General features: G+C 42.8%; 11 protein-coding genes. 8 read left to right on the forward strand and 3 right to left on the reverse strand.

The annotated features are described in order from the left end of the window. Nucleotides 1–105: 105 nt before the first annotated feature. Entirely contained in the window at nt 106–1323 is a 1218-nt protein-coding gene (gene manD / locus DKT75_RS18265) for a D-mannonate dehydratase ManD (protein WP_109825484.1), read from the forward strand. A gap of 116 nt (nt 1324–1439) precedes the next feature. Next, nucleotides 1440–2579 carry a Gfo/Idh/MocA family protein gene (locus DKT75_RS18270; protein WP_109825486.1) on the forward strand — a complete coding sequence of 380 codons (1140 nt, stop codon included), beginning with the start codon at nt 1440–1442 and terminating at the stop codon, nt 2577–2579. Nucleotides 2580–2731: 152 nt separating this feature from the next. Here DKT75_RS18270 and DKT75_RS18275 read toward each other — a convergent pair whose 3' ends face one another. After that, complete coding sequence (locus DKT75_RS18275; protein WP_109825489.1) at nt 2732–3139, reverse strand: LysM peptidoglycan-binding domain-containing protein; 408 nt, start codon at nt 3137–3139, stop codon at nt 2732–2734. Nucleotides 3140–3475: 336 nt separating this feature from the next. On the opposite strand from DKT75_RS18275, the gene DKT75_RS18280 reads away from it, so the two are divergent. From DKT75_RS18280 to DKT75_RS18290, 3 genes are all read left to right on the forward strand, one after another. Beyond that, complete coding sequence (locus tag DKT75_RS18280) at nt 3476–6568, forward strand: hypothetical protein (RefSeq protein WP_109825491.1); 3093 nt, start codon at nt 3476–3478, stop codon at nt 6566–6568. Next, complete coding sequence (locus DKT75_RS18285; protein WP_109825494.1) at nt 6568–8214, forward strand: SWIM zinc finger family protein; 1647 nt, start codon at nt 6568–6570, stop codon at nt 8212–8214. The genes DKT75_RS18280 and DKT75_RS18285 overlap by 1 nt, the downstream gene beginning before the upstream one ends. A gap of 324 nt (nt 8215–8538) precedes the next feature. Next, the gene (locus tag DKT75_RS18290) at nt 8539–10428 is read left to right on the forward strand and encodes a reverse transcriptase family protein (RefSeq protein WP_109825496.1); all 1890 of its coding nucleotides are present in this window, start codon (nt 8539–8541) and stop codon (nt 10426–10428) included. Between the two features lie 77 nt (nt 10429–10505). Here the strand turns inward: DKT75_RS18290 and DKT75_RS18295 are convergent, their stop codons facing one another. Together DKT75_RS18295 and DKT75_RS18300 are read right to left on the reverse strand one after the other, a co-directional pair. Beyond that, complete coding sequence (locus DKT75_RS18295) at nt 10506–10829, reverse strand: metalloregulator ArsR/SmtB family transcription factor (protein ID WP_109825498.1); 324 nt, start codon at nt 10827–10829, stop codon at nt 10506–10508. Next, nucleotides 10822–11799, reverse strand: a complete 978-nt coding sequence (locus DKT75_RS18300; RefSeq protein WP_109825501.1) for an acyl-CoA desaturase — start codon at nt 11797–11799, stop codon at nt 10822–10824. The genes DKT75_RS18295 and DKT75_RS18300 overlap by 8 nt, the downstream gene beginning before the upstream one ends. A gap of 275 nt (nt 11800–12074) precedes the next feature. Here DKT75_RS18300 and DKT75_RS18305 point away from each other — a divergent pair, with 275 nt between their 5' ends. From DKT75_RS18305 to DKT75_RS18315, 3 genes are all read left to right on the forward strand, one after another. Continuing rightward, nucleotides 12075–12638, forward strand: a complete 564-nt coding sequence (locus DKT75_RS18305) for a hypothetical protein (RefSeq protein ID WP_109825504.1) — start codon at nt 12075–12077, stop codon at nt 12636–12638. A 75-nt stretch (nt 12639–12713) separates the two neighbouring features. Then, nucleotides 12714–13577: an ankyrin repeat domain-containing protein gene (locus tag DKT75_RS18310; RefSeq protein WP_109825506.1), complete on the forward strand. Its 864-nt coding sequence runs from the start codon at nt 12714–12716 to the stop codon at nt 13575–13577. A gap of 178 nt (nt 13578–13755) precedes the next feature. After that, nucleotides 13756–13935: a hypothetical protein gene (locus tag DKT75_RS18315; RefSeq protein ID WP_109825508.1), complete on the forward strand. Its 180-nt coding sequence runs from the start codon at nt 13756–13758 to the stop codon at nt 13933–13935. Nucleotides 13936–13947: the final 12 nt, after the last annotated feature.

Consider the following 13947-nt stretch of genomic DNA (forward strand, 5'->3'; position numbering starts at 1 on the left):
ACAATTATTGACACTTTCAAAGCGTGGTGTAGAATACAATGTTAGTATATCGGTATACCTGTCTTAAGCTCCCTCAAAGCTAGACAATCTATAGGAGGAAATTAATTGATTATTAAAGATGTAAGGGTCATTACGTGTTGCCCAGGTCGTAATTTTGTGACGTTAAAAATTATTACTGAAGATGGAACCTATGGCATAGGTGATGCAACGGTAAATGGCCGTGAGCTAGCCGTTGAAACTTACCTAAGAGAACATGTAGCACCTTGCTTAATTGGTCGTAACGCACACGATATTGAAGATATTTGGCAGTACCTATATCGTGGTGTTTACTGGCGCAGAGGCCCAATCAATATGGCTGCAGTGGCTGCGGTTGATATGGCGCTTTGGGACATTAAAGGAAAGGTAGCAGGAATGCCTGTTTACCAACTCCTAGGTGGTAAAAGCCGTCAATCAGTCATGACTTATGCGCATGCCAATGGCGATACCATCGAAAACACCTTAGATATGATGGAAGGCTTTGTTAAGCAAGGTTTTAAAGCTATTCGATTGCAATGTGCCGTTCCAGGAATGGATGGTACATACGGTATTTTGGGTGAGAAAAAAGATTATTTTGAAATGCAAAATAGTCGTCCGTTACCTCCGGAGCAGCCTTGGTCTACAACCAAATACCTAAATAATATTGAAGGTTTATTTCGTGCAGCCAGAGAGCGCTTTGGTGATGAAATTGAACTAATGCACGATGTACATAGCCGCTTAACACCTATTGAAGCAGCTCGTTTAGGCAAGATGCTTGAGCCTTATAATTTGTTCTTTCTTGAAGATGCGTCAATCGCTGAAAATCAGGAAAACTACAAATTGATCCGTCAGCACACAACGATTCCTCTAGCACTCGGTGAAACTTACAACACGATTTGGGACTGCAAGGATCTGATTCAGAACCAATGGATTGATTACATACGTACTGCTGCGACTCATGCGGGTGGTATCACGGGTCTGCGCCGTATTTCTGACTTTGCTGCGATTTATAATGTCCGTACAGCACCGCATGGTGCACCTGACTTATCACCGATCTGTTTTGCTGCTCAGGCACATGTTGATATTTGGGCACCTAACTTTGGTATTCAAGAGTTTGTTGGCTTTGGTACGGAGACGTCTGACGAGGTGTTTAGTTATGACCACTCTATTAAAAAAGGCATGATTCAAGTCAGCGATACGCCTGGTTTAGGAGTTGATTTTAATGAAGAGGCTGCTGCTGACTATCCTTACAATCGTTCTTACTTGCCTGTGAGCCGATTGGAAGATGGCACGTTGTGGCATTGGTAAGTTAGCCGCTTTTGTTGGGTGGTTATTAGAAAATAGCAGCGCTTAGTTTGGGTCAGTGAGTTGAATAACTCCGACTTAGACTAAGCCTTAGTTGCGCAGATGAGAGAGGAATTAAAATGAGTAAGAAGTTAAAAGTATTAATACTAGGGTCAGGTTTTGCAGGGGAAGGTCACGTCGCGGCTTTTCGTCATGCCGGTGCTGAAGTTGTTGGTATGGTTAGTCGCACCAAAGATGTCGTTGAAGCCGTTGCGCTTAAGATTGGTATTCCTTATGCCGGTACAGATTGGGAGCAGGCGCTCATTGATTGCAAACCCGATATTGTCAGCTTAGCAACACCAGGTGGCGCACATTTCGAGCCGACGATGTCAGCACTAGAAGCAGGGTGTCATGTTTACTGTGATAAGCCGATGGCTGAAAGCTCAGAAAACGCACGTTTAATGTATGAGAAGGCCGAAGAAAAAGGTCTGAAAACTGCGTTCGCTTCTTGTTACCGTTACATGCAGGAAGTGCTACATGCTAAGCGCCTTGTTGAAAATGGCGCCATTGGTGAGCCTCAAGAAGTTGAGTGTATCTCTCACTTTAATCTAGATCCTTACATCCCATTTGGTTGGTCACATCAAGCAAGTCAGGGTGGCGGTCGTTTGAATAATAACTTCACTCATTTGCTGTCAATTGTGACGCATGTCGTAGGCGAAAAGGTTTTAGCGATTAGCTCTGATGTACGTAATGACATGGTCAAAGCGCCAGTTGTTGAGGGCGTTCATAACTTTATGGAGCGTCGTAACTACATTCCTAAAGACTTAGATTCACCTGATCTAGAGTGGAGAGAGACCGACGTTGAGTGGTCTTACACGGTCATGGCTAAGGTTGAGAGTAGTTATAAAGCTGCGCGTCCTGTGTCTGTACTGTTTAAACATGGTGGTCTTCAGCCTAAGTTTGGTGATGATCATTTGGCATTTTATGGTAGTGAAGGGGCTATTTACATCAAAGGTCATTACGGTAAAGGACCACTGTTTTTGAAGAAGCGTAATGGTGACTGGGAAGAAATTCCAACACCTGCTGATATCAATGAAATGGTGCCTGATATCGAAGATGATACCTTGCGTAACTGGGCATATCTTGCCGAGAAGTTTGTGAAGGATATTAGTGGTGAGCCGTTTGAGCCTTATCAGACGTTTAAGGAAGGCTATCATTATCAGAAGATTATCGACGTTATTCGTGCCAGTGATAATTGGATTAAAGTTGACCCTACTTAAGGGTAGGCAAGTGGAGGGTGTTGAAAACCATTTTCTCTCCCTCTAAGTACTAAAGGTTGTCAGTAGTATTAAGCTTATGAAAAAGGCAGCGCCATTATTAAACGGTCGCTGCCTTTTTTGTAACTATCGAGCCTTAGTTATTCGGATCCTAATTAACGAAGACGAATAATCATGCCTACACGTAGGTGGTTTGCTTTGTGCCCCCAAAGCTTATTTACTCTAATCAAGTGGTTTAGTGAAACATGGTTACGCTTAGCGATACGCGCTAGTGTGTCACCTGGCTTTACGCGATAAGATCTACTCTTAGAAGGCTTTGCCATTTGCTTTACTTTTTTGTAAATAACTTGCTTCGCGATACGCTTAACAACACGTTTAGCAGGTGCTCTTTTGACATGCTTCTGAACGACAGCACGTTTGCCTGAATGCTTCACAACTTTTTGCTTTTGATGTGAGTATTGCTTTAGCTTGTAGTTGTCAGAGTGGCCAGGTGCTGCCATTGAAGTACCTGCAAAGCCTAGTGCTAAAATTGCTGTAATGATCGCTATGTTTAGAGTTTTCATATCTATATTCCTTTATTTACCCGTTAGGGAGATTATTTTTCGATATTTAAGTTTTGATCAACCAAGTTGTTTAGTTGATTTGTGTAGTTTGCATGAAGGAGTTGTAAGTGTGTGTTAGGGGTATGTAAAGGAAGTGTAAGTTTTACACATTAATTATAATCGCCCATATTATCCGATTGTTTATTCAATGAGCACCACTAGTAGAAGACAAGTGTTATCATGGTTTTTGTTAATTATAAAAATAAGAAAACCTATTTCATCTCAGGTAAAAACATCATTTACAGCGACAGTGCATGGTGTTCATGAATAATAAGTAAAATCAGCTGCGGGATCATAATGAAGAAAATTAACTTTTCTAATCTAAGTTTTCAGGAAGGAAAAAGCGATAAGGTTTATGAAGTAGACCTCATCGAGCAAATGTCGAGAGAGTCAGAGCGCTATTTCGTCAACTTTCGTTATGGTCACAGAGGCGCTAACTTGCGAGAAGGGACTAAAACTACCCAGCCCGTTTCTTTAGAGCAAGCAGAGCAACTGTTTGCTAGCGTTGTAGTTTCAAAGATGAATAAAGGGTATGTCGTCACCTCTGGCGATAATCCTTTAGAAGATGCGCAGTCTGAGGTTACCGACAGTATTGCTATAGATCCCGCTGACATCAGCAAGCATCAACAAACTGTTTACCAGCGCTTTTTAGAAAGCCGTGATAATAAGAGCGAGGAGGGTCGTTGTAATCGACTCATCTGGCGACTTGGTGAGTTAGAAATGGCAAGTGCTGTGCCCGCACTGCTTGATACATTACACAAAACAAAGCTAAAAGAAGTAATACGGACTTACTCGCTAATCTGGTCATTAGGGCGATGTAAGGATAGTGCAGCGTTTGAAACAGTTAATAATATTGCTCAATCAAATGAATACGCGCTACACATTCGACGCATGGCATTACAAGCTGCATGGCACTTATCACCACCCACTGAACAAGCTGGTTTCTTAGAAGAGTGCTTTAAGCAAGTCCCAACGTCACTACAAACGCTCTCGGATGCATCAGCATTATTAGCTTGGGCGCAAGAACATAAGTCTAAGAAATATAGAACAAAGGATCAAAGTGACTTTTGGTTTGTTTGTCTATATCTGAAAGCTAAGTCTGACCCAAGCTTACGGCAGTCATTGCTAGAGCTTTGCCGCATCGCGCCATTAGAGTTTGGTTCTACGTGGTTGATTCGTCTGTTTTTCAAAGTTGCAGAGTTTGAGTTGGATGCCGAGCTTTTAGCGGTTCTAACAATGCGTATAGAAACGAGCTCTAAGCGCTATTACGATTGGAATACTAGTCGTTACGAAAACCAAACTTGGCAGCACTCTGGTCGTGAGTACTTTAGGCTTCGTAGTTGGCGTTTATTGCGACGATTAGGTGAGTTAAACAATCCGAATTATGTGCCTGTTGCAGCTGCGCTATTGCAGCAATATGACGATGATAATAGTCAAATTAGGTCGATTAAAAAGTACTCCTGGGATGGTGGATACCGTACTGAGACGTTTAAGTTGCCACGTTTTAGCGGTCATATTGCATTCCAACATGCGTTAAATCTTAATAGTGAAAACTGTCGCCCGATGCCTTCAGGCAAGTATTGGTATAAGAAAACTGACACCGAAGAGACGAAACGGGTAGAAGCTTTCCCCCATTTATGGGATCAACAACCTGCTGCATTTATTGACTGTTTAGCCCGGAGCCGTAGTGCTGAAGTACATCACTTTGCGTTACGTGGATTAGCTGATCATCCTGCCGTGTTACCAATGGTAAGTGTTAATGACTGGGTTAGAGTGCTTTGCTCTGCGTTTAGTGCCAGCGTGGTATTCGCTAGGACACAGTTAGAAAAGTATCACTCGGCTGCTTTGACAAATATGGATGTGCTGCGAAAAATTACTCGCGCGCAGACACTGGAAGCACGAACTTACGCGCACGAATTACTAGCAAGGGTTCCAGATAATCAGTTACTTAATAATGTAGATTGGCATGTTGATTTAATTACCTCGGTGTACGCTGATAACCGAGAGCAAGCTAAGGGTTATCACAATCGATATCCACATGCGGGTGAAAAGCAGCAGTTACTTCTCGGTAAGTTAGTGAGTTATGCGCAACACATTGGCAACGATAATATTCCAGAAGACGATATTTTACAGAGCCTAAGATGGAATATTACGACGCCTCTGGCAGATACCACTAAGACACTGAGTTTCTCGGTGATTAGAGATTTGATTAAACACCCTGTCATAGAAGTACAGCGTTTAGGTGCTGCTATTTTGGTGGCTCGTAAGGACAAACCTAGCGATATTCCTGAAGATGTATTTCTAGCGCTCATTGAGTCAGAAGACCCTGAGATTAGAGCGGCTGGTGTTAATTTATTGGGTAATATGAAGGACTCAGAACTTGCTGAAATGACTGAGTTGTTGGCGTCACTGTTAGTGTCTACCGATAAGCCTGTACGCATTCAGGCACAGCAGATTATTCAGCGTATCGCTAAAAGCAATAACAGCTTCAACGCAGAGGTATTACCTTTGCTTATTGATGAGGCGTTTAAAGCAGAGCCTGATGAAGGTGTTCATGATCAGATGGTTGAGTGCATTACGCACGACCTAGAGTCAGCTTGGAAAACGGTTGATAAAGATCAGCTGTGGCGCTTGTTAATGGCACAAAGTAGAACGGCTCAGCGTGTCGGTGCAGTGATACTACAGCCTCGACCTTACCGTGAATATACGGTGAAGCAATGGGCAAGACTCGGTAAACATCTCTCACAAACAACCCGTCAATGGGCACGAGATGCATATACCAATAATGTGTCAAAAGTACGGGATGATCTAACGTCTGGTTTACGCCTACTTGATACTGGTTGGTTAGATACTCGCAGCTTCGCATTGGAATATTTCCGCGAAAATATGACTGAGCGAGACTGGACGGAAGACCATTTTGTATTTCTCTGTGATAGCACTCGCGATGATGTGCAGCGATTAGGGCGTGACTTGTTACGTGAGTTTTTCAAAGAGGAGCAGGGCGAAAGTTACTTGTTAAAACTCAGTCAGCATCCAACGCGAAATGTTCAGCTATTTGCCAGCGAGTTCTTACAAAATCATGCTGCGGGTAAACCTGTGGTTATTCGTGAATTGAACCAATATTTCATTACCGTGTTATCTAGCGTTAACCAAGCACGTGTCGCAAAAGATCGAGTATTGAGCTTTTTATTGGCCGAAGCACGTAAAGACAAGGCTGTCGCAGAGCAAGTGTCTGAATTACTCGATAGACAATCCGTGACCGTCGCGATTCAAGATAAAGCGGGATTAATTCAAGCAATGTTATCGCTAAAGCAGCAATACCCTGATATCAAATTACCTCTTACAGCCACACCATTGCCGATACGTGGCACTCAACAGGAGGTGATGTAATGGAGTTCATTCATAAGTATTTTGGGCAGTCTAAGGTTAGCAGTGACGCGTCTCAAACTGGGATATCATTTTCACCTGACACCTTACGTGAGCCAACGTATTTTGTGGCAGACCTTGGTCAGCATTTACCATTTCGTGAGGCGATATCTGCGTTGAATGCTGTGGTAGTGTCTGATGGCCGTTTTAAGCCGAAAGACCGAACAGAGTATTTCGCTTGGTTGGAGCAGGAAGAAGGTGTCCAGTTAGCCGACTTTATGATGCAAAAGAAACAAGCGGAAGCCGTCATTAAGCCGCTTCAAGAAGAGCTTTCAGAGCTAAATGCGACTTCTTCAAAGCTGTTAGCACCATATTATAAGTCCCAGCAGAAGTATTTTGACTACCTGTATAAGTACGATTACAACGCGTGGTTTGTACTTGATCCTGTGATTACGGTGCATCCTGATCAGGTGTTTTTTGAATGTTTTTCTCAAGATGAGTCTAGTTATGGCCGTCTGAGTTGCAGCCATAATGTATTCAAAAATATTAGTGATTGCAGTTATGGCACGACCAATATTGATTACTCAGATGAGCTTTACCAAGAGTTTCAAAAGATACGTAATTATCGTAATACCCAGTTAAAAATTGACCCGAGTGGTTTTAAAGTCGAAACCGAACGCTCCGATGAGTTTACTGAGCAAAAAATAGACCTTCCTGATAGCTGGGTAAGAGGTTTCTTGCAGGTTAACTCTGCGCTGACACTACCCATGGCTAGCGTCGATTTGCACCCGATGGATGTTCATAACCTGTGTTTCTTATTGCGACGACGTAAGGAGCGTGTAGGCCCTAGGTCATTACGTTTTCAGCTTAAACCTGATCATCCGGTTGAGATTGTTATTGAACCGTGGGGACAGGTTTTAAAATGCCCACGTTCTATTTATCGCGGTAAAGAGGCACGGGAAGTGCGTATTTGGGGGCGTCGTCGTTTGTTTATTTTGGAGCGATTGATTCCTATTGCCAAGAAATTCACGGTTAACTTATTAGGTACAGGGCTTCCCAGTTTTTGGGTGGCTGATATGGGCGATATGAAGTTCACTTTGGGCTTATCTGGCTGGACGGCTAATGATTGGTCGCGCATGGGTAATTTCGACTTGATGGCCCCACGTGGCGAGGTTGATAGTCAAACAGCAGAGCGAGTAATCACTGCTTTGCATAAACACTGGCAGGCGTCATCCGCTGACTTATCAAAAGAGCTAGTGTTGGATGAAACGATTATTAAAAGTGCCTTGGCGCTTTATGCACAGCAAGGTCGTGTGCTTTATGACACAGAAGCGAAGGTCTACCGACTTCGTGAGTTAAGTGGTGAGCCATTACCGATGGATGCCTTGCGCTTTAGTAACCCACGAGAGGCGTTGGCTGAAAACTTTGTAAAGGCTAATTTGGTTAAATTGGAAGCTGCTGATGTCCAAGAAAAGCATATCAAACTAAAAGGTATTGTGACTGAAAACGCCAAACAGCAGCGGACTGAGGTATTGATAGATAAAGACGAGCGCTTGTTTGATGCTCAGTGCACGTGTGATTTTTACATTCGTAACAAGCTATTTAAGGGACCGTGCGAGCATATGCTGGCCGTTCGCAAAGCGCATACTAACCGACTGGGAGGGAAGTAATAATGACTCTCTGTCTATCAAGTCTATTATTTACTAATAATTTGTGTGAAACTTCAAAACAATGTGATGTGGGCAAAGAACCTTGCAATCCGGGTGGCGTATCGCCATCCACGCTTATAGCTTTGCCATGCTTCACTGGTGCATTCTTAACTGGGCACCCCTCACTACCCATACGCAATTACGGTATAAGGTCGTTGACCTTAATCTGCGTATGGGTAGTGGGGGTGCTTCGAGTTGAATGCCCCAGTCCCGTGTATCGAACGAAGGATGCCCACATCACATCTTCTTTTTCTCCTGCGCTAAATCTACTAGCAGGAGGTTCACATGTTTAATTCTGCTCCCGGTCAACTGACCCGCCAAGAACTCTACGATAAGATTCGTGAAACCAGTAAGGATGAATATATTCTTGCTGAAATGAAGCGTCTTGGTTTCTGGGAATCTGACGACGACAAGCCTGAAGTGCCTGAAACAATCATTAAACGACGGGGTGAATTACAACGCCAGTTAAATGATTTGTTGAAGCAGCAACGCCTGTATTCTGATCCTGAAGAAGCACTAAAAGCATTACGCAAAGAGCGGATGCAAGCGGCACTTCAAAAGCGTGTTGAAACTCGTAAAAAGAAGGCGGATGAGCGTCATGAGCGCGCGCTAACTTGGCATGAGAAACAACAGCACACGATTAGTTGGTTAGGTGAAGCGGTTTCATTAGGTTTGACTGCACCGACCGCTGATTCAAATGCATCGCATCAAGGTTCGACTACGTCATTGAGCAGCGATCAAGCAGTTTCAGCCCATGGTGCAAATACTCAAAACGAAGCTGTGAATAATGCTTCTGGCATGAAGCATCAAGACTTGCCGACGTTTGATAATCATAAAGCTCTCGCTGAATCCATCGGTATTACACTGAATGAATTACGCTTTCTGTCGTTTCAACGATCAACGTCAAAAGTGAGCCATTACCAACACTTTCAAATAGCCAAAAAGACGGGTGGTTTTCGCGAAATATCTGCCCCAATGCCTCGTTTAAAGCGAGCGCAATATTGGGTGTTAGATAATATTCTCTGTCATGTTCCTTTGCATGAAGCCGCACATGGCTTTGTTGCTGGGCGCTCTATTTTGACCAACGCTAAACCTCATGTAGGCCAAGCGGTCGTGGTTAATCTAGACTTGCAGAACTTCTTCCCAACCATCAGTTACCGTCGTATTAAGGGCTTGTTTCATAAAATGGGTTATGACGAGTCGATAGCAACAGTACTCGCGCTCCTGTGCTCAGAAGCAGATACACAAAAAATGGAGTTGGATGGCGAGCAATGGTTTGTTCAGCAGGGTGAGCAGCATTTACCCCAAGGCGCACCAACGAGCCCAACAATATCGAATATCATTTGTCGCTCATTGGACGTTCGCTTACAAGGTTTGGCGAAGAAGCATGGCTTCAACTACAGTCGTTATGCGGATGATATGACCTTCTCGGGTGATAAGACTGCTCGTGAGTCATTGCGAAAATTATTGTGGGGTGTACAAGCGATTGTGGCTGACGAAGGTTTTATTCTGCACCCCGATAAAACCCGCATTATGAATAAAGGTCAGCAGCAGGAAGTGACGGGGATTGTTGTTAATGATTACCCGTCAATAGATCGTAAAACACTGCGTCGTTTCCGCGCTTTACTGCATCAAGTTGAGCAAACAGGTATTCAAGGTAAGTCATGGAATGGTGTGTCAGAGCCTGAGCATTTATTACGTTCGATGTTAGGTTTTTCTAACTTTGTAGCGATGGTACTGCCTGAAAAGGGCGAAGCTTTTAAACAGCAAGCTAAAGCGCTTTATGAAAAACATAGCAATAAGGTGGGCACTAAAACGATTGGTCAGTTACGCAAAGCTGAGTTCAGAAAACGAGCCGCTGCGGGACAAGCACCTTGGGAAAGCTGGAAAGAAGCACCTGTTAAAATAGCACCTGTGAGAGAGAAAACGGTTGATGAGCTTCAAGAAGAAAGGAACCAGGTACTAGCTGAGCGTCGTGAGGCTAAAAAGATTGAGAAAGAACAGCAAGACCGTCAACGTTCTAGACGCGGAGGTTTTCCGGGCGCAAGTCGTAGTGATAGCCGCAGAGAAGATGACCGTTGGAACCTACCAGAAGATTCATCGGGTGATAATGGACCCAACGTAATTATAAGATTCTTAGGATTTATCGGTAGCTTGTTTACAGGTAAGAAATAGTTGATTACAAGGGCCAGTTTTATGTCGAGTTAAACTGGCTCTTATTTACCTTTAAACTAACGGAGTAATCGCCTGAGTTAGCTTCCTTCATTATCGTCAGCCATTTTCTTGCTTTCTTTTTTGAGAACAGACCCGACAGGACATAAGTTCGCAGTAAAGTCATGCAAGCTAGTCACGAGGTTGTCGCGGTTTAGACTGTAATGCATAAACTGGCCTTTTTTCTCACCATTAATAAGATTCGCCGTTTGTAAAATTTTGAGGTGCTTTGACATGGCGGGTTTGCTCATTTCAAAACGCTCTGCTATCTCGCCCGCAGTGAGGGATGTAGCAGATAGATAGTTAAGTATCTTCCGTCGTGGCGTTGAGGAAAGTGCTTCAAACACTAAATTGATATTATCCATGTTGGTTGTTCGCTGAGTTAGTGATTAGAGTACTGTCTTGCGTATGCGTTGTCGTTGAAGCAGTTGGCTGTGTTTTTTCAGGCTTTAGCTCAGGTCGCTTTGCTAAGTCTTCTGGCAGTTTAATATCCCAAACTAGCCCAATCTTTTCTAGTGTTTTCAATACCCACCAGCCAGGATCGACTTCATTGTCATTGATGCCTAGTTTAGCCGAACCAGGAAAAGCATGGTGATTATTGTGCCAGCATTCTCCCATAGTCAGTAGCCCGAGGTTTTTTATATTATAACCTTGTACCGCGGCACCTTCGACGTGCCAATGCTTATCGCCATCATTATGAGCAAAATATCCAACTAACCAATGGCCTGTGACACTCACCATTACTCGCACGCAGACTCCCCAAATAATCCAGCTAACGCCACCCATAAGGCCTAGTACGACCACTAAAGGAAGCTGTTGCCACATCCAATAAGTCTCTATGAAACGGTAAAATTTATCATTGGCGACTCTAGTTTCAGCGATGAATGTGGGTGGATGATCTAGTTTAACATCACAATGCAGCTGCCAATACCAGTCGCGCAGCATGTTCTGACGGTGAGCAAAGTAGTCATGGCATTGAGTTTGACGTTGTGCCCAATCACGTAAATCATGGGTTCGCATCATGCCGATAGGGCCTGCTAAACCGACTAATACACCTAAGTATACAAAGATATATTCTAACCACAGTGGGCACTCATAGCTGTTATGAATGAGTCGACGGTGCATGCCCAGTGAGTGACCTAAGCAAAGTGTGAAAGCTGACGTCACTAAGAACACAGCTAACGCTTCCCAACTAAAGGTCAAGAAGCCACCGATTATGGCGAGTGTATACATGGAGGATATCCAGATTGATTTTACTGAGACGTACTGAACGTGACCCAGTAGGGCGGTATTCTGTTTATCTTGGCTGGTGACGCGTTGGATATCAATATTCATTTTAATTAACCATTTAACTTATTAGTTAATTAACTATTTATTAAATATGCCTTTGTGTCAAGTATGTGAATAAACTTGATACAGATAAACGTTTATTTAGTTAGGTTTTAATGCTGACAGCCTGTATGAAAATGTAGCTTGTATACGTAGCGGCCAAATTGTTGGCTCATAGTGATACCTTCTGACTTAAAATATCTAAGGCTGATCACTCAGTTCATATGATTTAGTTTGTTTTTAGTACAAAGTTGAATAACTAACATAACTCGAAGAGTCCAATGAAAATACACTTAAGTATTTTAGCGCTGTTGATTGGAGCGTTGTTATCGCCATTGACTCTAGCTGAGCAAACACCCGAAGAAACAATTTACAAGAATTGTCTGTCCTATTACCACGGCTCTTACACCAGTCTTAAAGCACATAAAGCGTTTGCTTACGCTATAGATGACGCTAAAGGAAACGATAGCTGCTCATGGTCTTACAGCAAATCATCAGTAACTGAAGCGAGTAGTGAAGCACTGAAAACATGTTCAAAAAAAGTGTTAAATGCTAAATGTCATGTTGTCGATAATGACGGAAAGTGGACAGCTAAAGCTGGCGATTTCGCTGTATTAGAAAAGCGAACATCAGCACTTGATCCATCCCAAATTGAAAAGCAAATGAAGCTTGCTAAAGAAACCATAAAAGGTAACTGCCTAACATTCTTCAAGCAGCACTTAGAAGCAGAAGGTCATAAAGCCTTTAGTTATGCGCTAAGTGGTAAAGGTCACTATGTCTGTGGTCGTACCTATAGTAATCAAACGCCTCAAGTTGCAGCGACCGGCGCTATTAAAGGCTGCTAGGATAATAAAGCTACGCGTGGTAACAGGGTACCTAAGAGCAAGTGCCTGATCTTTGCGGAAGGTAATCAAATAGTCATGACGGTGAATGACTTTGGGAGTGAAAAAAGTGAAGCAGACTTCAAATACGCCATTCTCAAAGGCAATATTTCACGTATAAAATGGTATTTAGACGCTGGCTATGATGTTAATACGCGCAATAAAGATGGTATTACGCCACTCTTTATTGCAGCCGTTAAAGGCGATGACGTTTTCTTTCATGAGCTTATTAGCAAAGGCGCCAAGATTTCGATACTTGCTAATGACAATAGTAATCTTCTATTAGCGGCGGTCATGGGTGAAAACCTTAGCCTTATTCGTTATCTAATAGGCAAAGGCCAAGACATCAATAAGCCAGCGAAAGAAGGTAATACTTCTCTGCATGTTGCTTTTGCACGATTGAATACTTACATCATTACCTTACTTCTTCAAGAAGGTGCCGACCCGACGATTGCTAATGATAAAGGGGATACAGGTACATCACTTGCCAAGCAATGGAAGTTAGATATAGACAGACTTAAAGTACTGGATATACAAAAGCGAGACAATGATGGTTGGACAGCTTTGATGCTAGCAGCGGTTAAAAATGATCGTGTCGGGCTAAAAAATCTCATTGATAAAGGTGCTGATGTGAATACGACGGATAAGCATGGTAGTACGTCATTGATGCATGCGCGAGACCTTCAAGTACTAAAGATACTGCTAACAAACAAAGCTAATATCAATGTGATGGATAATTTTGGCGAAACTGCTTTGATGTCTGCAGCAGGTTTTGGTAACACTGGAAAGGTTAAATTCTTATTAGAAAATGGTGCAGATAAAAGCCTTAAAAACAAAAAAGGCCAACTAGCTGCTGACTTGGCCAAGGACGAGAAACTGAAAGTACTTATTAATGAGTTTTGATGCTCGTTGCCGCCATAATCTTATAATCATTGGGCATACCATTAACTATTGCTACTAATATGTTAGTTAAAAACACATTATGATTGTTATTGTAGTGTTTTATCCCGCTTGAAGTTGGTGTACTCTGTACATTATTTATACAAATAAATAATTCAGCACATCGTTTTAGGAGGGGATAATGAAACGATTTATTATAGTTGCCATCTGTATGCTGGCTTGGGCTTATTATTCTAACCGACAATTAGAACAAGATATGTCTTGGGAAAATGACACAGAACTTGCTTTGCAACGAATGCAGGATGCAGGCTATGAAGTCACACAAATCAATGCCACCCCTGAAAAAGCGGGTGGCGATTAAGTTCTGTTTTTA

The organism is Leucothrix arctica (assembly GCF_003172895.1).
In the GTDB taxonomy this organism is placed as follows: Bacteria; Pseudomonadota; Gammaproteobacteria; order Thiotrichales; family Thiotrichaceae; genus Leucothrix; species Leucothrix arctica.

Bases quoted from the DNA above. Each gene is read 5' to 3' on its own strand.
- DKT75_RS18270 (WP_109825486.1), top strand. From the start codon at position 1,440: ATGAGTAAGAAGTTAAAAGTATTAATACTAGGGTCAGGTTTTGCAGGG.
- DKT75_RS18315 (WP_109825508.1), top strand. From the start codon at position 13,756: ATGAAACGATTTATTATAGTTGCCATCTGTATGCTGGCTTGGGCTTAT.
- DKT75_RS18285 (WP_109825494.1), top strand. From the start codon at position 6,568: ATGGAGTTCATTCATAAGTATTTTGGGCAGTCTAAGGTTAGCAGTGAC.
- DKT75_RS18275 (WP_109825489.1), bottom strand. From the start codon at position 3,139: ATGAAAACTCTAAACATAGCGATCATTACAGCAATTTTAGCACTAGGC.
- DKT75_RS18295 (WP_109825498.1), bottom strand. From the start codon at position 10,829: ATGGATAATATCAATTTAGTGTTTGAAGCACTTTCCTCAACGCCACGA.
- DKT75_RS18305 (WP_109825504.1), top strand. From the start codon at position 12,075: ATGAAAATACACTTAAGTATTTTAGCGCTGTTGATTGGAGCGTTGTTA.
- DKT75_RS18290 (WP_109825496.1), top strand. From the start codon at position 8,539: ATGTTTAATTCTGCTCCCGGTCAACTGACCCGCCAAGAACTCTACGAT.
- DKT75_RS18300 (WP_109825501.1), bottom strand. From the start codon at position 11,799: ATGAATATTGATATCCAACGCGTCACCAGCCAAGATAAACAGAATACC.
- DKT75_RS18280 (WP_109825491.1), top strand. From the start codon at position 3,476: ATGAAGAAAATTAACTTTTCTAATCTAAGTTTTCAGGAAGGAAAAAGC.
- DKT75_RS18310 (WP_109825506.1), top strand. From the start codon at position 12,714: ATGACGGTGAATGACTTTGGGAGTGAAAAAAGTGAAGCAGACTTCAAA.